The sequence below is a fragment of the Mesorhizobium sp. M0408 genome, assembly GCF_040321495.1.
Classification (GTDB): domain Bacteria; phylum Pseudomonadota; class Alphaproteobacteria; order Rhizobiales; family Rhizobiaceae; genus Mesorhizobium.
The window spans coordinates 77035-98929 of record NZ_JAMYRO010000017.1; the positions used below are offsets into that span (position 1 = coordinate 77035).

The 21895-nt window shown below is 62.9% G+C and carries 23 protein-coding genes; 5 read left to right on the forward strand and 18 right to left on the reverse strand.

What is annotated here, in order from left to right; translation table 11 throughout:
- Position 1: 1 nt before the first annotated feature.
- The 13 genes from NKI67_RS20580 to NKI67_RS20640 all read right to left on the reverse strand — a co-directional run bounded on the left by NKI67_RS20580 (position 2) and on the right by NKI67_RS20640 (position 12470).
- Positions 2-751: an ABC transporter permease gene (locus NKI67_RS20580; RefSeq protein WP_352542409.1), complete on the reverse strand. Its 750-nt coding sequence runs from the start codon at positions 749-751 to the stop codon at positions 2-4.
- A complete protein-coding gene (locus NKI67_RS20585) occupies positions 748-1686 on the reverse strand; it encodes an ABC transporter ATP-binding protein (RefSeq protein ID WP_352542408.1) in 939 nt (312 codons plus the stop codon). Before NKI67_RS20585 ends, NKI67_RS20580 begins: the two co-directional genes overlap by 4 nt.
- Positions 1683-2858, reverse strand: coding sequence for an ABC transporter permease (locus NKI67_RS20590; protein WP_352501519.1), 1176 nt, complete (start codon positions 2856-2858; stop codon positions 1683-1685). The genes NKI67_RS20585 and NKI67_RS20590 overlap by 4 nt, the downstream gene beginning before the upstream one ends.
- 43 nt (positions 2859-2901) lie before the next feature.
- Positions 2902-3813 carry a glycine betaine ABC transporter substrate-binding protein OsmF gene (gene osmF / locus NKI67_RS20595; protein WP_352542407.1) on the reverse strand — a complete coding sequence of 304 codons (912 nt, stop codon included), beginning with the start codon at positions 3811-3813 and terminating at the stop codon, positions 2902-2904.
- Between the two features lie 159 nt (positions 3814-3972).
- The gene (locus tag NKI67_RS20600; protein ID WP_352646568.1) at positions 3973-5190 is read right to left on the reverse strand and encodes an MFS transporter; all 1218 of its coding nucleotides are present in this window, start codon (positions 5188-5190) and stop codon (positions 3973-3975) included.
- Positions 5187-5687, reverse strand: a complete 501-nt coding sequence (gene nusB / locus NKI67_RS20605; protein WP_352449306.1) for a transcription antitermination factor NusB — start codon at positions 5685-5687, stop codon at positions 5187-5189. Before nusB ends, NKI67_RS20600 begins: the two co-directional genes overlap by 4 nt.
- Complete coding sequence (gene ribH, locus NKI67_RS20610) at positions 5684-6178, reverse strand: 6,7-dimethyl-8-ribityllumazine synthase (RefSeq protein WP_352622821.1); 495 nt, start codon at positions 6176-6178, stop codon at positions 5684-5686. Before ribH ends, nusB begins: the two co-directional genes overlap by 4 nt.
- Positions 6179-6308: 130 nt before the next feature.
- Entirely contained in the window at positions 6309-6926 is a 618-nt protein-coding gene (locus tag NKI67_RS20615) for a riboflavin synthase (RefSeq protein ID WP_352646570.1), read from the reverse strand.
- 30 nt (positions 6927-6956) lie between these two features.
- Positions 6957-8087: a bifunctional diaminohydroxyphosphoribosylaminopyrimidine deaminase/5-amino-6-(5-phosphoribosylamino)uracil reductase RibD gene (gene ribD, locus NKI67_RS20620; protein ID WP_352646573.1), complete on the reverse strand. Its 1131-nt coding sequence runs from the start codon at positions 8085-8087 to the stop codon at positions 6957-6959.
- A gap of 2 nt (positions 8088-8089) precedes the next feature.
- Positions 8090-8599: a transcriptional regulator NrdR gene (gene nrdR, locus NKI67_RS20625; RefSeq protein ID WP_023674492.1), complete on the reverse strand. Its 510-nt coding sequence runs from the start codon at positions 8597-8599 to the stop codon at positions 8090-8092.
- A gap of 152 nt (positions 8600-8751) precedes the next feature.
- Positions 8752-9327, reverse strand: a complete 576-nt coding sequence (locus NKI67_RS20630; protein WP_502897627.1) for an invasion associated locus B family protein — start codon at positions 9325-9327, stop codon at positions 8752-8754.
- 66 nt (positions 9328-9393) lie between these two features.
- Positions 9394-10707, reverse strand: a complete 1314-nt coding sequence (gene glyA, locus NKI67_RS20635) for a serine hydroxymethyltransferase (RefSeq protein ID WP_352449301.1) — start codon at positions 10705-10707, stop codon at positions 9394-9396.
- Positions 10708-10823: 116 nt separating this feature from the next.
- Positions 10824-12470: a Na+/H+ antiporter gene (locus NKI67_RS20640; RefSeq protein WP_023674489.1), complete on the reverse strand. Its 1647-nt coding sequence runs from the start codon at positions 12468-12470 to the stop codon at positions 10824-10826.
- Here NKI67_RS20640 and NKI67_RS20645 point away from each other — a divergent pair.
- On the forward strand, positions 12465-12602 hold the full coding sequence (locus NKI67_RS20645; protein ID WP_156937265.1) for a hypothetical protein: 138 nt from the start codon (positions 12465-12467) through the stop codon (positions 12600-12602). The genes NKI67_RS20640 and NKI67_RS20645 overlap by 6 nt on opposite strands.
- Here the strand turns inward: NKI67_RS20645 and NKI67_RS20650 are convergent.
- The 4 genes from NKI67_RS20650 to NKI67_RS20665 form a co-directional block, all read right to left on the reverse strand.
- Positions 12599-13852, reverse strand: a complete 1254-nt coding sequence (locus NKI67_RS20650) for a L,D-transpeptidase family protein (protein WP_023674488.1) — start codon at positions 13850-13852, stop codon at positions 12599-12601. The two genes, NKI67_RS20645 and NKI67_RS20650, sit on opposite strands and share 4 nt — an antisense overlap.
- 337 nt (positions 13853-14189) lie before the next feature.
- Positions 14190-14705: a transcriptional regulator LdtR gene (gene ldtR, locus NKI67_RS20655; protein ID WP_023674486.1), complete on the reverse strand. Its 516-nt coding sequence runs from the start codon at positions 14703-14705 to the stop codon at positions 14190-14192.
- A 202-nt stretch (positions 14706-14907) separates the two neighbouring features.
- A complete protein-coding gene (locus tag NKI67_RS20660) occupies positions 14908-15330 on the reverse strand; it encodes a DUF6163 family protein (RefSeq protein WP_352456576.1) in 423 nt (140 codons plus the stop codon).
- Positions 15327-16370 carry an enoyl-CoA hydratase/isomerase family protein gene (locus tag NKI67_RS20665; protein ID WP_352456575.1) on the reverse strand — a complete coding sequence of 348 codons (1044 nt, stop codon included), beginning with the start codon at positions 16368-16370 and terminating at the stop codon, positions 15327-15329. Before NKI67_RS20665 ends, NKI67_RS20660 begins: the two co-directional genes overlap by 4 nt.
- Positions 16371-16515: 145 nt before the next feature.
- Here NKI67_RS20665 and NKI67_RS20670 point away from each other — a divergent pair, with 145 nt between their 5' ends.
- The 3 genes from NKI67_RS20670 to NKI67_RS20680 all read left to right on the forward strand — a co-directional run bounded on the left by NKI67_RS20670 (position 16516) and on the right by NKI67_RS20680 (position 19507).
- Positions 16516-17340 (forward strand): DUF8605 domain-containing protein, encoded by an 825-nt coding sequence (locus NKI67_RS20670; protein WP_352456574.1) that lies wholly within the window; start codon positions 16516-16518, stop codon positions 17338-17340.
- 87 nt (positions 17341-17427) lie between these two features.
- Positions 17428-18459, forward strand: coding sequence for a porphobilinogen synthase (hemB, locus tag NKI67_RS20675; protein ID WP_023674482.1), 1032 nt, complete (start codon positions 17428-17430; stop codon positions 18457-18459).
- Positions 18460-18859: 400 nt separating this feature from the next.
- Positions 18860-19507, forward strand: a complete 648-nt coding sequence (locus NKI67_RS20680; RefSeq protein WP_352571472.1) for a dihydrofolate reductase family protein — start codon at positions 18860-18862, stop codon at positions 19505-19507.
- 49 nt (positions 19508-19556) lie between these two features.
- On the opposite strand, the gene ppk2 is transcribed toward NKI67_RS20680, so the two are convergent.
- A complete protein-coding gene (gene ppk2, locus NKI67_RS20685; RefSeq protein WP_352646576.1) occupies positions 19557-20477 on the reverse strand; it encodes a polyphosphate kinase 2 in 921 nt (306 codons plus the stop codon).
- A 280-nt stretch (positions 20478-20757) separates the two neighbouring features.
- On the opposite strand from ppk2, the gene NKI67_RS20690 reads away from it, so the two are divergent.
- On the forward strand, positions 20758-21801 hold the full coding sequence (locus NKI67_RS20690; protein WP_352449292.1) for an aldo/keto reductase: 1044 nt from the start codon (positions 20758-20760) through the stop codon (positions 21799-21801).
- The last annotated feature ends 94 nt before the right edge of the window (positions 21802-21895 follow it).

Sequence of the window (21895 nt, forward strand, 5' to 3'; positions counted from 1 at the left end):
GCTACTCGGGCTCGCGTCCCGTGCGCCGGGCGGTGTAGCGCTCGACCGCCGACAGCCCGTCATAGATCAGCACGGCAAGGGCGGCGACGATCAGGCCACCCTGCAGGATGAAGGCGAGGTTGTTCGACAGCAGGCCTGCGATGATCACCTCGCCCAGTGTCCTCGCCGCTACCGTCGAGCCGATGGTCGCGGTGGCGAGGCTGATCACCACCGACAGCCGGATACCACCGAGAATGATCGGCGCGCTGAGCGGCAGCTCGACCTTGACCAGTCTTTGCCAGCCGGTCATGCCGGCGCCACGCGCCGCCTCGACTACGTTGGCCGGCAGCGTCGTCAGGCCGGTCAGCGCATTCTCGAAGATCGGCAGCAGTCCGTAGAGAAACAGCGCAATCAGCGTCGGCTTTTCGCCGAAGCCGACGGCCGGCACGGCAAGCGCCAGCACCGCCACCGGCGGAAAGGTCTGGCCGATATTGACCAGGCTGCGCGACAGCGGCAGGAATTCGGCGCCGGCTGGCCTGGTGACCAGAATGGCCAGCGCGACCGCAACGACCGTCGCGGCAACGGTCGCGATCAGCACGGTCCGCAGATGCAGCAGCGTCAACGTCAAAAGGCTGCCCTGATTGTAGATTACCGGCGCGTTGTTCTCTGTCAGCGGCTTCAGCAGCGGTTCGAACCAGCCGGGATTGGTGACGAAGGCAATAAGCACCACCACCAGGGCAAGCCTGAGCAGCAAGGGAAGCCAGGCTTTCATGCCGGCCTCGCCGCTCGCTTAACCAGCCCGTCCACAGTGACGCGGCCAAGTGGCTTGCCGTCGGTATCTTTCACCGGAAGTGCCGGGCGGCCCGACCACAGGAGTTCGGCGAGCGCGTCGCGTTGGCTGGCGTCACCGGGGATCGCCTCGCCTTCCGCCGTGCCTTTTTCCACCGCGTCGCGCACCCGGCCAAGCGACAACAGCCGGAACGGTTTTTCACTGGCGCCAACCAGGGTCTCGACAAACGCGCTTGCCGGTTTCGCCAGTATCTCGGCCGGCGCGGCATATTGCACTACTTTGCCGCCATCCATCACCGCGATCTTGTCGCCCATGTGAACGGCCTCTTCCATGTCATGGGTGACGAGGATGATGGTGGTGCCGAAGCGTTTCTGGATCGCCAGCAGATCCTCCTGCGCCTTGTTGCGGATGATCGGATCGAGCGCGCCGAACGGCTCATCCATCAACAGCACGTTGGGTTCCGCGGCAAGCGCCCGGGCGACGCCGACGCGCTGCTGCTGACCGCCGGAAAGCTCATGCGGATAGCGTGGCCCGTAGGCTTGCGGGTCGAGCTGGTATAGCGTCATCAGCTCGTCGACGCGGGCCTTGATGCGGTTGGCGTCCCAGCCGAGCAATACCGGCACAGTGGCGATGTTCTGCGCCACCGTGCGATGCGGAAACAGCCCGTGGCCCTGGATGGCATAGCCGATGCTGCGGCGCAGCTCATAATCCGGGACCGAGCGGTTGTCGACGCCGTCGAGCTTGATCACGCCCGATGTCGGCTCGACCAGCCGGTTTATCATGCGAAGCAGCGTCGTCTTGCCTGAGCCGGAGGTGCCGACGATGACGGCGATGCTGCGCGGCTCGATTACTATCGACACGTCGTCGACGACTGTCGTCTCGCCGAAGCGCTTGGTGACGCCTTCGATCTCGATCATGCCGTTTCAACCCTGCGCTTGCTGGCGCTCATTTCGATCACTGCATCGAGGATGATGGCAGCGGCGAAGGCCAGCACCACCGTCGGAACAGCACCGAGCAGCACCAGGTCCATCGCCGTCTGGCCGACCCCTTGGAATACGAACACGCCAAAGCCGCCGCCGCCGATCAACGCGGCAATCGTGGCGAGGCCGATATTCTGCACCAGCACGATGCGGATGCCGGTGAGGATCACCGGGAAGGCCAGCGGAAACTCGACGCCGAACAGCCGCTGGCGGTCGGTCATGCCCATGCCGCGCGCTGCGTCGTTGGCGGCACGCGGCACACCGGCAAGGCCGACCACGGTGTTGGCCACTACCGGCAGCAGTGAATAGAGGAACAAAGCGACGAAAGCCGGCGCTGTGCCGATGCCGCGAATGCCGAGCGCGGCAGCACCCGGCACATGCGAAGCGACCCAGCCGAGTGGTGCGATCAAGAGGCCGAACAACGCGATCGAAGGAATGGTCTGGATGATGTTCAGCACGTTGAGCACGCCGGCCCGCAATTTCTCGACGCGATGGCAGAGGATGCCGAGCGGCAGGCCGATAATCACCGCAGCCGCCAGCGAACCCAGCGCCAGCGTCACGTGCTTGGAGCCTTCCGCCCAAAAACTATCAGCGCGATTGAAATATTCCTTGAGGATCGACAGGCTGTTCCAGCTTCCCGAGACGAGCAGCAGCCCGATCGCCGCGGCGGCGACAACAAGCACGCCGATGCGTGCCTGCGGCGACAGGTTCAGCCGCGTAAGCACGTCGGCGAGCAGAAGCGTGAAGGCGAAGATAAGCAGCCAAAAGCCCGAAGCCGGCGAGATACGGGCGAAGGTGTTGCCGGCGGGTGTCAGGAAACTGCCGGCGACGCCGATCAGCAGCGCCAGCGCTGCAAGCGCAACCACACTGGCGGCGAGGCGCAGAGCAAGCGGTGTTTTCAGCAGCGCAATGAGCGCCGCTGCGACGACAATCGCCATCAACAGCGGACCGACCGTCGCAGGCAAAGATTCGAGGATCGAGCGCGCCTCGCCGGGTACGATGCGATTGGCGCGGAAGGTGGCGAATGGCGCCGCAAAAGCCGCATAGGCCGATATCGCCGCGATGACCACGCCGAGCTTGTCGAACCGGATGCGCACGCCCTCCCCCATCGGCCGATCCGGCGCACCTCGAAAGCGGAGCGCCGGAATCGCCTTACTTCAGGAAGCCGTTCTTTTTCAAAAAGTCCTCGGCGACGCCCTTGACCGGCTCGCCGCCAACCTGCACGCGACCATTCAACTCCTGCAACGTGACGAGATCGAGCTTGGCGAACACCGGCTTCAGCAGCGTCTCGATCTCCGGATGCTCCTTCAGCACCGCCTCGCGGATGATCGGCGCCGGCTGGTAGACCGGCTGCACACCCTTGTCGTCCTCAAGCACGACGAGGCCGGAGGGCGCGATGCCGCCGTCGGTGCCATAGACCATGGCGGCGTTGGCGCCGTTGGTCTGGTTGGCTGCGGCGGCAATTGTCGCCGCCGTGTCGCCGCCCGACAGCGTGATCAACTGGTCCGGCTTCAGCGTGAAGCCATAGGTCTTCTGGAAAGCGGGCAGCGCGGCCGCCGAATTGACGAACTCGGCGGAGGCCGCCAGCACCACCTTGCCGCCGCCCGAGACATATTTGCCGAAGTCGGAAAGGGTGACGAGCTTATTGGTATCGGCGACCTCCTTGCGCAGGGCGATCGCCCAAGTATTATTCGCCGGTGACGGTGACAGCCAGACGATCTTGTTGGCGTCGTAGTCGAGCTTCTTGGCAGTCTCGTAGGCCTTGGCGGCGTCTTTCCACACCGGATCGTCGGCCTTCTCGAAGAAGAAGGCGGCGTTGCCGGTGTATTCCGGATAGATGTCTATCTCGCCGGCTGTAATCGCCTTGCGCACCACAGGTGTGCCGCCGAGTTGGATGCGGTCGGTGGTCTGGATATTGTTGGCGTTCAGCACCAGTTGGATGATATTGCCGAGCACGCCGCCCTCGGTGTCGATCTTCGACGACACCACCACCTGGGCACTCGCCGAGGCCAACGCAACTCCGAGCGCCAGTACAGCGCCGGCCAGAACCTTGATTGAAAACATCTCACAAATCCCTTGCTGTGAACCGGAATACGGCTGCCGCATATGAGCATGGCTTCGATGCCCCGTCGGGGTACACGGTTTCATAAGAAAGGGGATGGGCGCAATAATTTTGTTCGGATGCGAGTTACTCCGCTGTTGCCTCGTCCCGACAGCGTGACGTCAGCTGGCCGCGCGCAAGCCCGTCATCTTCAACACGCCCAGTGCCACGAAGCACAGCACGACGACCGGGAAAATCATCCAGTTCAACATCTCCCAGCCCCAGGCATTGTAGACCGCCCCCGACATCAGCGAGGCGAAGGCGACGGAGCCGAACAGGACGAAATCGTGAAACCCCTGGACCTTGCCTTTTTCGGATGACTGGTAGCTGTCGGCCACCATGGCGGTGGCACCGATGAAGCTGAAGTTCCAGCCAAGGCCGAGCAGGATCAGCGCCGTCCAGAACTGCCACAGTGCCAACCCTGACAGCGCCACTGTGGCGCAGCCAATCAGCAGCACCAGGCCGATGGCGACGATCCGCTCCGCGCCGAAGCGATAGATCAGCGACCCCGTGACGAAGCTCGGCGCGAACATCGCCATCACATGCCAGGAAATGCCGAGCGTGGCGTCGTCGGTCGAAAGGCCGCAGCCGACCATGGCCAGCGGCGCGCCCGTCATGACGAAGCTCATCAGCGCGTAGCTGCCGACGGCGCAAAACAGCGCTGCGACGAAGCGCGGCCTGGTGACGATTTCCGAGAGCGGCCGGGCGTCGCTGTCGGCGATTTCCACCTTGTCGGTTGCCTTGGCTGGGATACGCAACAAAGAGAGAATGGCGGCGCCGACCGCCGCCAGCACCAGGATGGACGCAAACGAGCCGGCAAACTTCACCGGCGAGAACAGATCGCCGGTGAAGATGACGATCTGCGGCCCGAGTATGGCGGTGACGATGCCGCCGGCCAGCACGAAGGAGATGGCACGCGCCTTGAATTCAGGCGGAGCATTGTCGGCGGCGGCAAAGCGGAATTGCTGGACGAAGGCGCCCCCGATGCCGATCACGGCCAAGCCGAAAGCGAACAGCCAGAAGCTGTCATGAAACAGCGCCAACGTGGCGATCAGGCCGCCAAGCGCTGTCACCCCCGTGCCGGTCATGAAGCCGTCGCGCTGGCCGAGCCGGCGGATGATCGCCGCGGCCGGCAGGGAACCGAGCGCCACGCCGACATTGAAACCGGTGATCGGCGCGGTTGCCAGCGACTTGTCAGCATCGAGCAGGTACTGCCCGGCCAATCCGCCCATGGAAATGGCGATGGGTGCGGCCGAGCCGATGATCGCCTGCGAGGCTGCGAGGATGAAGGCGGTGCGACGCGCTTCCTTGCCCGCCCCAACGGCGACGATAGCAGTCATGAGGCGTCCTTGCCACGGCCCTCGCCACGCACCCGGCGCGACACGCGATCAAGCACCGCATTGACCAGTTTCGGCTCGTCTTCCTCGTAAAATGCCTTGGCGATGTCGACATATTCGGAGACGATGACCGCCACCGGCACGTCCTCGCGCTGCATCAGCTCGTAGACGCCGGCGCGCAATATGGCGCGCAATGTGGAATCGAGCCTCGACAGAGGCCAGTCCTCGGTCAGCGCCTGTCGGATGACTGGATCGATGGTCTTCTGGTGCTCGACAACGCCGGCAAGAATGGCGCGAAACCATTGCGCATCGGCTTCGCGATAGAGCGCGCCATCGACTTCCTTGCCGAGCCTGAACGCCTCGTACTCGGCGGTGATCTCGAACACGCCGCTGCCGGCGACATCCATCTGGTAGAGCGCCTGCACGGCCGCCAGACGGGCAGCACCGCGCTTGTTGGCGTGGCGAACCGCAGGCTGGCCGGGCGAAGCGGGTTCGCTCACGATCGCTCTCCCAGTTGTTCCTTTAGGGCGATCATGGTCAGCGCCGCACGCGCGGCAAAGCCGCCCTTGTCGCCTTCCGAACGCCTGGCCCGTGTCCAGGCCTGTTCGTCGTTTTCGGTGGTCAGGATGCCGTTGCCAATGCAGACCGCATCCTGCACGGATAGGTCCATCAGGGCACGGCTGGATTCATTGGCGACGATATCGAAATGATAGGTGTCGCCGCGGATCACCGTGCCGAGGGCGACGAAGCCGTCATAGTTCGTCCCGCCTTCGGAGGCACCGTCGAGCGCGAACGAAATCACCGCCGGGATTTCGAGCGAGCCCGGAACGGTGACGACATCGTATGTCGCGCCCGCTTCCTCGAGGGCCTTTGTCGCGCCTTCGAGCAACGCGTCGGCAAGGTCGTCGTGAAAGCGCGCCTCGATGACAAGAAGGTGGGCCTTCTTCTTCGGACGGATGAACGCTTTGCCGTGTTGGGATGTGCCTGCCATAGATGTCTCCGGGGATCGCCGGTGACTTAGGCCGAAGCCGGTTTGATCGCAAGCGGAAGATTGCCGAAGGAACTTTCAAGGCCAACTCGGCGGCGGTCGCATCAGGGAATGGGCTTTATGGACGAGCGCCTCAAAGCCCCTCTTTAGCCGCCTCCACCAGTCGCGCCGCGTAGCGGGCCATGGTGTCGATCTCGAGGTTGACGCGGTCGCGGACCTGGCGCTCGCCCCAGGTGGTGACCGTCAACGAGTGGTGGATCAACAGCACGTCGAAGCGGGTGCCTTCGACCTTGTTGACGGTGAGCGAAGTGCCGTCGAGCGCGACGGAACCCTTGGGGGCGATGAATTTGGCAAGGTCGCGCGGTGCTTCCAGGGTGAAGCGAACGGCGTCGCCCTCTTCCTTGCGCGCCACGATCTCGGCCATGCCGTCGACATGGCCGGACACTATATGGCCGCCAAGCTCGTCGCCGATCTTCAGTGCCCGCTCAAGGTTGATTCGCGTGCCGGCCTTCCAGCCCATCGCCGTCGTCAGCCTGAGGGCCTCTTCCCAGGCCTCGACCTCGAACCAGCGTGCGTTGGCGCCGTCTTCCGGCAATCCCGTCACCGTCAGGCAGACGCCGCCGCAGGAAATCGAGGCGCCGATAGCAATGGTCTGCGGATCGTAGGCGGTGTCGATACGCAAACCGACGCCTTCCCTGAGCGGCTTCACGGCAGCGACAGTGCCGACGTCGGTGACGATCCCGGTAAACATTACTTTGGCCCAGTGAACATCAGTTCGGTCCTAGATGTCTCTTATCCATTCGGCATACGTGTCTTCGCCGAAACGCATGTCGCGCAATTTACGAAACCCTGGCGGGATATGGTTGGCATCGATCGGCGATGCGATGCCGCCCTCGCCGATCGCATCCGGCCCCTGAAACAGCACGATGCGGTCGACCACTTGTTCGGCGAGGAAGGCCTTGGCGACCTTGGCGCCGCCCTCGACCAGGACGCTGGCCATGCCGAGTGCCGCCAGATCCTCGAGCAGTTCCGGCAGCGCAATATCGCCTTCATAGGTCTCAGTACCGATGAAGCGCACGCCGGCGCGTTCGAGCGCGGCGCGCCGGTGCGGATCGGCCTCGGCGCAGGCAGCGACATAGAGCGGCACACGGTCGACGCCGGCGACCAGTTTCGAAGTCTCGGGTAGCCTGATCTGACGGTCGAGTACGATGCGCGCCGGCGAACGGCTCTCCAGTCCCGGAAGCCGAACCGTCAGCGCCGGATCGTCCTCCAGTGCGGTGCCGATGCCGATCAATATGCCATCGGCTTCGGCGCGCATCAGATAGACTTCGCGTCGGGCGATATCGCCGGTGATGGAGACCTGTCCCTCGCCTTTCACGCCGATCTTGTTGTCGCTCGAAAGCGCAAGTTTCAGGATCACTTCCGGGCGTTTTTTCAGAGATCGAATTAAATAGCCGGCCATCTGCTCCGCGGCCTCGGCCGCCAACACTTTTTCCACCACTTCGACGCCGGCGGCACGCAAGATTGCATAGCCCTTGCCGGAAACACGCGGGTCCGGATCGCTGGCAGCGCCGACCACACGCGCCACGCCGGCACTGACCAGCGCATTGGCGCAAGGCGGCGTGCGGCCGTGATGGGCGCAGGGCTCCAGCGTTACATAGGCGGTGGCGCCGCGCGCCAGTTCGCCGGCCTCTGCCAAAGCCTCGGTCTCGGCATGCGGCCGGCCGCCGACGGCGGTGACGCCGCTGCCGACGATCATCGGCCCGTCGCCATCGTCGCGTACGATCAGCGTGCCGACGGAAGGATTGGTGGACGTCCGGCCGGCATTTTTGCGCGACAGCCTGAGGGCTGCCGCCATATAGCGGCGATCGAGGACCTCTTGCTCAGCCGTGCTGCGTTCGGACCCTGCCATGCTCAGCTGGCGTCCTCTTCGCTCTTCAGCTCTTCGCCCCTGGGCTCGTCGGTTTTGAGCTCGTCGCCTTTGAGTTCGCCCAACACGTCGTGGAAATCCTTGGCCTCGCGGAAATTGCGGTAGACGGAGGCAAAGCGCACATAGGCGACATCATCGAGCGACTTAAGCGCCTCCATGACCAGCCGGCCGACTTCCCCCGAGGCCACCTCGGTCTCGCCCGAGCTTTCGAGCTGGCGCACGATGCCGGTCACCGCCCGGTCGATACGTTCCGGGTCGACATTGCGCTTGCGTACCGCGATCTCGACAGAACGCAGCAACTTGTCGCGGTCGAACGGCACCTTGCGTCCAGACTTCTTCACCACGACGAGATCGCGCAATTGGACGCGCTCGAAAGTGGTGAAGCGGCCGCCGCAATCCGGGCAGACGCGCCGCCTGCGGATCGCTGCACCGTCTTCGGCAGGGCGCGAATCCTTCACCTGCGTATCTTCGGACTGACAGTAGGGACAGCGCATGGAGAGCCTTCGGTTCGCGATTCTCGTAGTGCGAACGGCTTAGAGGTTTTTGCCACGATGGCAAAGTATGGCCGATGACCGATCGCGCCTCAGAGATAGCGAGGCGCGAGGAAAATTGCGAGAGCGGCAATCAGTTGACAGCGGTCCGCCAATCAGGGCGCGACGTCGCCGGTCGGGAAGCCGCAAGACGTGCCGAGATAGCGATAGGCCTTGGTGAAGCCGTCCATCGATATGGTCGCGACCGGCTTGTCGGCGAATCTGACATCGAGGGCGCTGGTGCGGCGCATGGCGCGCAGTACCGCGAGCGTGGTCTCGGACTTGTTGTCTATCATCCACTGTCCGTCGGCGATAAGACGAAAACCGGCCTTGATCTTGTCGTTGACGTCCCGGAACACCACCGGGATGTTATCGCCCTTGGGCAAGTCACTGTTTCTCACGGCGATGATGAGGCTCGGATAACCATCGGGTGGCAATACGTCGCCATTCGAGATGGCCAGTGTAAGGGTGCCGCTGGTGCCGTTTGCATCGAAAAAGACCGTCGACGCGGCGCAGGTCTTGCGCACATCCTCACCGGTGTTGACCTCGTCCACCGTGGTGGACCAACTGCCGAAGGTCTCTGTCTTGGGTGCTGCCGGGGTCGGCTCGGTCTGCGCCAAGGCGGGGCCGGACAGCTGCAGAATAGCCGATGCCAGCAAGGCACCAAAGCCGGCGAAACGGAAAGTTTGCATCATTAAGCTTCTCCGCAGTTGCCTTGCTGTCGCACCGGAGTTGTCACGGGCGACACTCCGCGTCGATCAACCGAGATACGGATAAAGCGGAAAACGATCCGTCAATGCCGCCACCTTGGCCTTCACGGTTGCCTCGACGGCCGCATTGCCCTCGTCGGAATTGGCGACCTTCAGTCCATCCAGCACTTCGGCGATCAGCTTGCCGATCTCGCGGAACTCGGCCTGACCGAAGCCGCGCGTGGTGCCGGCCGGCGTGCCGAGCCGAACGCCCGATGTCACGAAAGGCTTTTCCGGATCGAAGGGGATGCCGTTCTTGTTGCAGGTGATGTTGGCGCGGCCAAGGGCAGCCTCGGCGCGCTTGCCGGTGGCGTTCTTGGGACGCAGGTCGACCAACATCAGATGGTTGTCGGTGCCGCCGGAGACGATGTCGAGACCGGTTTCCTGCAGACTGGAGGCCAGCGCCTTGGCATTGGCGACGACGCTCTCCGCATAGATCTTGAAGCTCGGCTTCAACGCCTCGCCCAGAGCCACCGCCTTGGCGGCGATCACATGCATCAGCGGTCCACCCTGCAGGCCGGGGAAGACGGCCGAATTCATCTTCTTGGCAATATCCTCGTCATTGCAAAGGATCATGCCCCCGCGCGGCCCGCGCAGCGATTTGTGCGTCGTGGTGGTGACCACATGGGCATGCGGCAGCGGCGACGGATGCATGCCGCCGGCGACCAGGCCGGCGATGTGAGCCATGTCGACCATCAGATAGGCACCGATCGAATCGGCGATCTCGCGAAAACGCTTCCAGTCCCAGACACGTGAATAGGCTGTGCCGCCGGCCAGGATCAATTTCGGCCTGGTCTCATGGGCGGTCTTCTCTATCGCATCCATGTCGAGCAGATGATCGTCCCGGCGCACGCCATAGGAGACGACCTTGAACCATTTGCCGCTCATATTGACCGGCGAGCCATGTGTCAGGTGTCCGCCGGAATTGAGGTCGAGGCCCATGAAGGTGTCGCCGGGCTGCAGCAACGCCAGGAACACGGCCTGGTTCATCTGGCTGCCGGAATTCGGCTGGACGTTGGCGAAGTTGCAGCCGAACAGCTTTTTCGCGCGTTCGATGGCCAGTTCCTCGGCGACATCGACGAATTGGCAGCCGCCATAGTAGCGCTTGCCCGGATAGCCCTCGGCATATTTGTTGGTCATGATCGACCCCTGTGCCTCGAGCACGGCACGCGAGACGATATTTTCCGAGGCAATCAGCTCGATCTCGTGGCGCTGGCGGCCGAGTTCGTTGCGGATTGCGCCGAAAATCTCGGGGTCGGCATCGGCAAGCGTGGTTTCGAAAAAGGATTCGAATTTGTTCGACACTGCCGCTGCTGTTGCCATGGGCTGAAATCCTCAAGGTTCGGGGTCTGTCGCGCCATTAACACAGTTGCTTTCGGCCCGCCACGTTTGCAGCGCGAAATTTGCTGGCCGGATTGCGCCAGAGAGACTGGCAGCCTCTATTTCCTTGCCTGACGGCCCTTCAGCAGGGCCTCGGTGAGCGTGATCTCGGTGAACAGCGCCTGCATCGTATGGTCGTTAATCTGGCCGCTGCGAAACATTGCGCGAACCGCTGCGCGTTCGGCCTCAATGCCCGCCAGCCTCAATTCGAGTTCCAGCCGTCCGGCCTCGCGGGCCTCGGCGCGCGCCTCGTCGGCTTCGTCGGAGGCAGCGATGCGGCGACGGTAGCCGGCGACGATGCTGTCGGCGGTGGCAAGCCGGGCGCCGGGTGTTTCCCCTTCATCGCCGTCGGTCGCGCCGGCCATGCTCTCGATGCGGGCGATGGCGGCCTTGGCCGCGCCCACGCGCGCAAGACGCTCCTCAGCAGCGCCAGGATCCTCGCCCGGCTCGACCAGCCCTCGTGCCACCTTGGGTAAGGCAAGGCTGGCAATGAGCAATGAGCAGATGATGACGCCTGCGGCGAGGAAGATCACCACGTCGCGCGCCGGAAAGGGCGAACCATTCGGCATGGCGAGCGGCAGCGACAGGATGCCGGCCAGCGTGATGGCGCCGCGCACGCCGGCAACAGAGCCGGCGATCCGAACGCGCAGCCCGAACGGCTCGGCCTTCTGCTCGCGTAATCGCGCTGAGACGCGCGTCGCGATGTCGCCGACCCAGATCCACAGGAAGCGCAGCCCGATCAGGCATAGTGTCAGCGCGACCACCGTGGCGATTGGCTGGATGACCGGATAGCGGCTGCCGAGCTCAGGCGGCACGTTGCCGATGATTTCGGGAAGCTGCAACCCGAGCAGGATGAACAGCGCGCCGTTGAAGACGAAGGATAGCGTCGTCCACAGCGATACGGTCTGTATGCGTGCCGAGACGCCGAGAAAGCGGAAAATCCCGGAGCCGCCGGTGAGCACTCCGGCCGTGACCGCCGCCAGAATGCCCGAGGCGCCGACATTCTCGGCGCCGAGATAGGCGATGAACGGCAGCAGGACCATGACCAGCACCTGCACCTCGGCCGGCACGCCGCCGATACGGTTCAGCAATTGCAGCGCCTTGGCGGCGACGAACAAGGCAGCCACGCCGGCCAGGATGCCGGCAGCGACGGCATAGAGGAAAGTCACGGACGCCGCGACGAAGGAGAAGCTGCCGGTCAAGGCAGCTGCCACCGCAAAGCGGAACATCACGAGGCCCGACGCATCGTTGAGCAGCGCCTCGCCCTCCAGGATGTGCATCAGCCGGGCCGGGACCAGGCTCTTGTCGACGATCGAGGAGACGGCCACCGCATCCGTCGGGGACAGCACCGCAGCAAGTGCGAAAGCGACGACGAGCGGGATGCTCGGGACAAGCCAGTGCAAAGCGTAGCCGAAGCCGACAATGGTGAAGAAGACCAGCCCGATGGCGAGGTCGAGGATCGGCCCGCGCAGCGCGATCAGTTCGCGCTTGGGCGCACCATAGGCGTCGCTGAACAGCAGCGGTGGGATGAACACCAGCAGAAACAGCTCGGGATCGATCTCGACATGCATTCCGCGCACCGGCCAAGCCAGTGCCGCGCCGATGGCGATCTGCAGCACAGGTAGCGGAACCCGCACCGGCCGGACCAGCGCGCCCGAAACGGCGACGAAGATAAGCACGACCAGAATGAACATTGCGACATGCATGATGCGATTTCCGAATACGGCGCCGCGCGTTCTTTTGCCGGCGATCAGTCCAGCAAAGCTTGCCGCGAAAGACTCGGCAACGAAAAAGGCCGCCCTTCCGGCGGCCTTTTGCAAATGAACTCAGCTGCTTAGAGCGCGGATGTGATCTGCAGCTCGTTGGCTCCGTCGAGGCCGTAAATGTCGTCACGGAACTGGACCACGCCCGGCCCTGTCGACCAGGCCGAGACGTAGAGAAAATAAACCGGCACCGGATTGGTGACCTGCACCGGCGTGTTCTCCCCGGTCTTGATCGCCGCCTCGAAATGCTGGCGATCCCAGCCCGGTGTGTCGCGCAGAATCCAGGTGACGAGGTCGCGCACGTTCTGAACCCGCACGCAGCCAGAGGAATCGAAGCGCATCAGCTTGCCGAACAGGCTCTGCTGCGGCGTGTCGTGCATGTAGACGCCGTCCGGGCTGGGGAAATTGATCTTGACCGAGGCCATCGCGTTGCCGGAACCGGGATCCTGGCGGAAGCGGTATTTGGCGGCATCGTCGGTTGACCAGTCGACCGTCATTGGGTCGACCTCGCTGCCGTCCGGCGCAAACAGGCGGATATGGCTGTCCTTGAGATAGTTGGGGTCCTTCCGCATCAGCGGAATGATGTCCTTGCGCACGATCGAGACCGGCGCGTTCCAGTACGGATTGACGATGATTTCGTTGATCTTGGAATTGACGATCGGCGTCTGGCGATCGATCTTGCCGACGATTGCGGTGTGGCGCAGCACAACGCGGTCGTTCTCGACAGCCTCGATCTGCGCCGCCGGGATGTCGACCAGCACATAGCGGTTGCCAAGCGTGCCGGCCCGCTCACGCAGCCGTTGCAGATTGGTCTGCAGCTGACCAAGCCGAACCGGCGCCGACACGTTCATTGCCGCGAAAGTATATTTGCCCGTGGTTCCGTCGGCCGGCAAGCCGTGACGCAACTGGAAGCGCTTGAGCGCCGAGTCGACGTAAGAATCGAACGCTTCCGAGAGCCCGGCGCTCTGCGCCAGATCGCCCGATATCATCAAGCGCCTGCGCAGCGGCACCACATCGGGATCCTCGACGCCAAGCTGCAGCTTCTTGGTGTCTGGAACCTGCTCCCAGCCGCCTTGCGCGACGATATTCTGATACTGCATGATCGCCTGCTCGGTGAAGGATACCGTCTGCAGGCTGAAGATCGGCAGCGTCGAGGCAACCTTGCCGCCTTCGCTGGCACGCGCATCGAATTGGTCGTCCCAATTGCCGCGCGCCGAGGATTTCAGGATATCCCCGATCACATCCTGCGCACTGGCGCGGCCGGCGACCATTGCGGCTGCGAGCGCGGAGGCTCCTGAAAGGAAGAAACGGCGGCTGGTTCTCATGGACGTTCCAGACATTCTTGCTACAATTCAACCCACCGGGCGGTCTCGCCCGCACTCTAGAGTTGGCTTCTTAACAATTAGCCAACCATGGCCCGCATCACTTCGGTGTAAAACCACTGGGAAGTGACTTGAGCACAGGACAAATGCACGGCTTTGGCCCCAGCATCACCCGCATCTTCGGTTCCATTGGAATATGGCGGCAACGTGGCTGTTGCTCGAATTTGGATCGGCCGGCCTGACGAAACGGCGAGACCGGTGCTTTTCGGCACCGGCCTTTGGTCCACTCCGCGGCAGCACTTCCGTAGTCCAGCTTCAGATCTAGATGCGGCGGATGCGATTACATCCGGTAGGCGATGGTATCGTTCCAGAACCGATCCAGGCGCTGCAGGGCGCGGTTCATCTGCTTGAACTCTTCCGTGTTGATACCGCCAACCTGCTCGATCGAACCGACATGGCGCTCGTAGAGGCCGGCGACGACTTCCGCCACCTCATTGCCCTTCGGCGTGAGCGAAACCCGCACCGAACGGCGGTCGATGCGCGAGCGCTGGTGGTTGATGAAGCCGAGATCGACCAGCTTCTTCAGATTGTAGGAGACATTCGAGCCGAGATAATAGCCGCGCGAGCGCAGTTCGCCGGCGGTCAGCTCCGAATTGCCGATGTTGAACAGGAGCAGCGCCTGGATGGCGTTGATGTCGGAGCGACCGTTACGGTCGAATTCGTCCTTGATCACATCAAGCAGACGGCGATGCAGCCGCTCGACCAGCTGCAGCGATTCCATGTACAGCGAACGGATCGCCTCGCGGCGGTCATCGGATACGTTGGCGGTCTTCGCCGCCGGACGCGAATTGATCATTGTCTTTGCCTCTCGTTTGTCGCCCGGTGATTTTTTGTTCTTCACCTTGATCGCGACACTATCGAATACTCATAAAATTCGACTTAAACGCCAAGGCTAACAAGAGCTTACCGGTAAGGGGTTTCGAAAGAGGCTTAACGGACGGTCACCCGAGCAAGGATAATTAACCTAAAGATTTAGCCAACGATCCTGGCCGGAATTGCTATCGCCGGGGTTGCCGCTTCTGGATCCAGATCACCACGCGGAACACTATGTAGAGCAGCGCCACCGCAAGGTGCGAGGCGACGATCAGCGGCCGGTGGCCGAACAGCTCGGGGAAGCCGGCATACATGACGCTCTCGGTCACCGCGCAGATGAACCAGATCACCGGCCCCCAGGACGCCAGCATCCAGAGGCCGGCGGCAGCGAACGGAAAAAACACCGCCAGCACCACCGCCGCCACCTGCCAGTGCACCGGCATCAGGTCGAAGCGCCACAACGGACCGGGGTAAAAGCCGATCAGCCGGATCCAGTACAAGATGCCGAACAGCAGACAGTAGCCGGCGATGACGCGCTGGAACCAGGCGAAGATGACCTCGATCGTCGAGGGCTGCAGCACCACGCGTCTCGAGGCGACCTCGCTCACAACTTCAGTTCCCGTTCGCCGAGCGATGCGAAATAGGCGTCGACGTTGGCGGCGCTGACGTCATCGATACCTGCCGGCCGCCATTGCGGCGTCGAGCCTTTATCGATGATGGCGGCGCGGATACCTTCATAGAAGTCGTGCCCGGCAAGCATGCGGTTGAGGATACGGAACTCCATTTTCATGCACTCGTCCATCGACAACGTCTGCCCGGCGCTAATCTGGCGCCATGCAACATGCAGGCTGGTCGGTGAACGTGTGCGGATGGTGGCCAGCGTCTTTGCCGCGAACTCGTCGGCAGCGGCTGCCCGCTCCAGACTGGCGACGATATCGGCCAGCGACGGCTGCGCGAAATGCCGGGCGATGGCTTTCAGCGTCGGCCTGTCGGTCTCGCGCCTGGCCGGGACGAAGCAGCCGCGCAGCACCGATTCCGGGTCGCCGCTTTCCGCCAGACGGTCGAGGAAGCCGGCCTGGTCCTCCGCCTTGATCGTATGGGTGGCGAGGCCCGACCACAAAGCATCGCCATAGCGGATGCGGTTGCCGGTCAGCGCCAGATACATGCCGAAGCTGCCGCCGAGATCCGGCAACAGATGGCTGGCGCCGACATCCGGGAAAAAGCCGATGCCGACCTCGGGCATGGCAAACTGGGCGTTCTCGGTCAGCACTCGCTGCGAACCATGGAAGGAGATACCTACGCCGCCGCCCATGACGATGCCGTCGATCACCGCGACATAGGGTTTCTTGAAGCGGGCGATGCGGGCGTTCAGCCGGTATTCATCGGCGAAGAAATCGACCGGAGGCCTTCCTGCGCGGCCGGCTTCGTAGATGTGGAGGATGTCGCCGCCCGCCGAAAATGCCCTGCCCTCGGCCTTGACGACGACAACGTCGACGCCGTCGTCGCGCTCCCAACTGCGCAGCGCCTTGTCCAGCGCCTTGACCATGCGGTGGGTTACGGCATTGAGCGCCTGCGGCCGCGTCAGCGTGACGACGCCAGCCCTGCCCAATCTTTCGAAGCGAATCTCGTCGCCTCCGCCAAAATCCATCGCCAGAGAATCCCTCCCCGCGCCCGCCGGGAGTGAAGTGCTAAAGCGTGGCGCATGGCCGCGTCAATGGCGGCGGCCAATCCGCTGCATGGTCGTCGGCGTCACCCAGTGCTAATGCTGGCGCTTTGAACCGGAAGGTTGAACCATGCCTTGGTTGCCGCGCCTTGCTGTTGTGGTGGTCGGCCTGATCGCTGCGAACACTCCTCCCGTATCGGCCGAAACCGTCGACGAACTCTATCAATCGCAGACCATCGTCACCGGCCAGGGCGAGGTCAACAGGCAGATCGGTTTCAAGGCCTGCCTCGATGCGGTGCTGGTTCGTGTGTCCGGCGATCAGCGGCTGCCGAAGAGAACTGAGATGGCGGCGCTGCGCGACAAGGCCGGCAGCTTCGTTGCCGAATTCCGCTATCGCGACCGTCTCGAAGGCATTCCGGTCCATGACGAACAGGGCACCCATGACCGGCCGCACGATCTCACTTGTCTGTACAGGCCTGACGTTATCGATCCGGTGCTTGCCACGCTCGGCAGCAAACCATGGCGTGGCGAGCGGCCACGCCTGGTAATTTTCCTGGCGGCGGAGCAAGGCACAAGGCAGTTCGTGCTGACCGCCGACGATGAGCGCGGGGCGGCGATGCGCGAATCGTTCGTCAATGCCACCGGTCCGCTGGTCATGCGGATTGTGTTTCCCGAAGCGTCGCTGCTGTCGGCCTCGAAGCTTAACGACCAGGCCCTGCGCCATGCCGATATCACGACGCTGGACCAGCTTGCCAGGAAGGCCGGAGCCGACCAGGCGCTCGCCGGCAGTATCGTCTGGAGCGACAAGGAACTGGGCTGGATAGCCGACTGGCGGCTTGCCTTGAATGGCAAGAGCTACAATTGGCAAGTGCGCGGCGTCAGCTTCGACGAGGCATTCCGCGTCGCCATGCGGGGTGCTGCGCAGATCCTGTCGGGCAATGGCCAACCAGAATAGCGCCCGACAGGACCGCTGGCGCAATCGTGTCGCATTGGTCAGCAGCGGAGGCTCGTGGTAAAAGCCGCCCGATCCGGAGTTTTTGCGATGAACAAATTCACCCCTGCAAAGCCTGCCGGCGCGCGCAGCGTCGACGAGATCACCGGCAGCCGGCGGCTGCGGCGCATGCGCAAGGCCGATTGGTCGCGCCGCCTTGTCCAGGAGAACCGGCTGTCGGTCGACGATCTGATATGGCCGATCTTCGTCGTCGACGGCAGACAAGTGCGCGAACCGATCGTCGCCATGCCCGGCGTGTTCCGCCTGTCGCTAGACCTCGCCGTCAAGGAGGCTGAGCGCGCGGCCAAGCTTGGTATTCCGGCGATCGCCACTTTCCCCAATGTGGAGCTCGGCCTGCGCGATCAGACCGGTTCGCATATCCTCGATCCGGAAAACATCATCAACCGTGCCACCCGCGCCATCAAGCACGCGGTGCCGGAGATCGGCATCATCACCGACGCCGCGCTTGACCCTTTCACCTCCCATGGCCATGACGGCATCTTGCGCGAGGGCATTATCGTCAATGATGAAACGGTGGAGCAGGTGACGGCGGCGGCAGTCATCCAGGCGGCGGCGGGGGCCGACATCATTGCCCCCTCGGACATGATGGACGGCCGGATCGGTGCCATCCGCGATGCGCTCGACGCCAATGGATTTCAGGATGTGGCGATCATGTCCTATGCGACCAAGTTCGCATCCGCCTTTTACGGCCCCTATCGTGAGGCGGTCGGCACCGCCGGCCTGCTCAAGGGCGACAAGAAGACCTATTACATCGACCACGCCAATTCCGACGAAGCGGTGCGCGAGGCCGAGCAGGATCTCGCCGAGGGCGCCGACATGCTGATGGTCAAGCCCGGCCTGCCCTATCTCGACATCATCCGGCGGCTGAAGGACGAGTTGCAGATGCCGACCTTCGCCTATCAGGTCTCGGGCGAATATTCGATGATCAAGGCCGCCGCCGCCAATGGCTGGATCGATGGCGAAAAGGCGATGCTGGAATCGCTGCTCGCCTTCAAGCGCGCCGGCTGCGACGGGATTCTCACCTACTTTGCGCCCGAAGTGGCGGCGATGCTCAAGGGGTGATGCGCCTTTGTAGCGTCTGCATCGAGTAGTGTTCGTTCGTCCAAAGCGCGACATGGAACGCCGCAGGACATCGCTTCAAGTTTAGGCTGCCCCTCGTTGCCCTGCCGGGCATTTCTCCCCGTAAAGTGGCAGGGAGAAAGACGCGTTCGTAAAAGATTTCACCAATCTCCAGCGTTGCAAAAACATCGACGTTGCGGCCAGCCCCTTCTCCCCGTCACTATACAGGGAGAAGCTGCCGGCAGGCGGATGACGGGCGGCGCCGACATTGAGATTGGTTATTCCAACATGATTTGGAAGCGACTGCCCCGCCGGCGATTCAAAATACCGCTTGCAAAATGCAATCAGTTAAGCTACCCCGATAACTGCTTGCATCTCACAATTGGTTATCGAGGAGGCTCTCATGTCCAAACTTCGCGTCAGCGCTTTCACCTTGTCGATCGACGGCTTCGGCGCCGGTCCCGACCAAGACCTGAAGAACCCGCTGGGTGTTGGCGGGGAAGCCCTGCACGAATGGATGTTCGGCACCCGCACCTTCCGCAAGATGGTCCTCGGCAAGGATGGCGGGACCACGGACACTGACGAGGCGTTCGCCGCGCGCAGCTTCAAAAATATCGGCGCGTGGATCCTGGGCCGCAACATGTTTGGGCCGATCCGCGGCGAATGGCCGGATGACAGCTGGAAAGGCTGGTGGGGTGACAACCCGCCCTACCATGTGCCGGTCTTCGTGCTCACGCACCATCCACGTGATCCCATTGTCATGGAGGGCGGCACGACCTTCTATTTCGTGACCGACGGCATCCACTCAGCGCTGGAGAAGGCGAAAGCAGTGGTTGACGGCAAGGATGTACGGCTGGGCGGTGGCGTTTCTACGATCCGGCAATATCTCAAGGAAAAGCTCATCGACGAAATGCATCTGGCGATCTCACCGGTCCTGCTAGGCGCCGGCGAGAGCCTTTTTGCCGGCATCGACATGCCCAAGCTCGGCTATCGCTGCAGCGAGCAGGTCGCGACGCCGAAGGCCACGCATGTCATCATCGAGCGCACCTAGCTTGTTGCAGGGCGCCGCCATGGAGGCGCCGCCCTCCTCGCCGCTTTAGTCAGTACTTCTCCGGCACATACAGTTCGCGCGGCAGTACCTGGCGCTCGTATTCGGGATTGAAGACGCGCTCCGGCAGTGTGATCTCTTCGTGCGGCACCTCCTCATAGGGCATCTGCTTGAGGAGATGGTCGATGCAGTTCAGCCGTGCCCGCTTCTTGTCGTTGCCCTCGACGATGAACCACGGGGCTTCCGGGATATTGGTGCGGGCGAACGTTTCTTCCTTGGCCTTGGTGTACTGCTCCCAGCGCACGCGCGACTGGAGGTCCATCGGCGACAGTTTCCATTGCTTCATCGGGTCATGGATGCGCATCAAAAAGCGCATCTGCTGCTCCTCGTCAGTGATCGAAAACCAGTATTTGACAAGCGTAATGCCTGAGCGGACCAGCATGCGTTCGAAATCCGGCACGTCGCGGAAGAACTGCTCGACCTGATCCGGCTGGGCAAAGCCCATCACCCGCTCGACGCCGGAGCGGTTATACCAGGAGCGGTCGAACAGCACGATCTCGCCGCCGGCCGGCAGATGCGGTACGTAGCGCTGGAAATACCATTGCGACTTCTCGCGCTCGGTCGGCGCCGGAAGTGCTGCGACGCGGCAGATACGCGGATTGAGCCGCTGGGTGATGCGCTTGATGACGCCACCCTTGCCCGCCGAGTCGCGGCCCTCGAAGACCACGACGAGCTTCTTCTTGTGATAAGCGACCCAGGACTGCAGCTTGATCAATTCGGATTGCAGCGTGATGAGATCGCGAAAATATTGCAGGCGGTCGATCGATGGCGGATGCGCATTCTTGTAGATCTTGGCGATCTCCATCGACAGCGCCGGCTCCGAGATTTCCAGCTCATAGTCTTCATCGAGCGTGTCGGCGAGTTCCGCTTCCAGCCAGTCCCTGGCCGGGGAATTCTGTTTTATCTCGGTCATTTGCGCTGCTCCGCTTACAGGCCTTGCCGGCCGCTGTCAGGCGCTCTGCCGCCCGGCCCGGCGGCCGGAAATCGAAGCGCTGGACCGATGTTAGTATAGGCCGGGAATGACGGTTTTATTGCAGCCACTACTGCGCTGGCTGTGCGTTTCAATCCGCAAGATGTGATCGAGCTTGCCCTGCGGAACGGGCGACAAGCGGAACGAATTATCCTACAAATAGCCGGTTCATTGAGGGCTGTCGTTTGCAACGCCCTTTCCCGATAAATTGTGAGGATACGACATGGAATACCGCACTCTCGGCCGTTCCGGGCTGAAGGTTTCGACGCTGACCATGGGCACCATGACGTTCGGCGGCGGCGGCGCGTTTTCGGCGGTCGGCAAGACCGACCTCGACGAGGCGCGCCGGATGATCGATCTTTGCATCGATGCCGGCGTCAATGTCATCGACACCGCCAACGTCTATTCGAACGGGGTGTCGGAAGAGATCATCGGCGAGGCACTCGGCGGCAAGCGCAAGGGCGACGTGTTGATCGCCTCCAAGGCGCGCATGCGGATCGGCAAAGGCCCCAATGATGAAGGCCTGTCGCGCTACCATCTGATCCGCGAATGCGAGAGGAGCCTGAAGCGCCTCAGGACCGATGTCATCGACATCTATTTCCTGCACGAGTGGGATGGCCTGACACCGCTTGAGGAAACCATCGCCGCGCTCGACACGCTGGTCGCGCAGGGTAAGGTCCGTTATGTCGGCTGCTCCAATTATTCCGGCTGGCAAGTTATGAAGGGGCTGGGGATCAGCGACCGTCATCACCAGCCACGCTTCGTCACCCAGCAGATCCATTACACGCTGGAAGCGCGCGAGGCCGAGTACGAATTGTTGCCGATCTCGGTCGACCAAGGGCTCGGCGTGCTGGTCTGGAGCCCGCTTGCCGGCGGGTTGCTGTCCGGCAAATACCACCGTGACCAGCCGACCGCCCGCCAGCTCAGCGGCTGGTCGGAACCGCCGATCCGCGACGAGGACCGGCTGTGGCGGATCGTCGACGTGCTGATCGATATCGGCAAGAACCACGGTGTGTCGGCAGCGCAAGTGGCGCTTGCCTGGCTACTCGGCCGGCCCGCTGTCAGTTCGCTGGTGATCGGCGGACGAACCGAAGCGCATTTCAAAGACAATATCGCCGCTGCAAGCCTTGTGCTTGCCGATGAGGAGCGCACACGGCTCGACGTGGTCAGCAGGCCGCCCGTGCTCTATCCCTACTGGCACCAGCAATTCACGGCAAAGGACCGGTTCGGGCCGGCCGATCTCGTCCTCGACCGCGACGGCGCCTGAAAAGCCGGGCTCTCCGGACTGCGCCGAGATATGGAGCCCGATCGTGCCTTGCGGTGTTGTGTTTGCGGCCCAATGCTCCTAGGCAAAGGCCAAG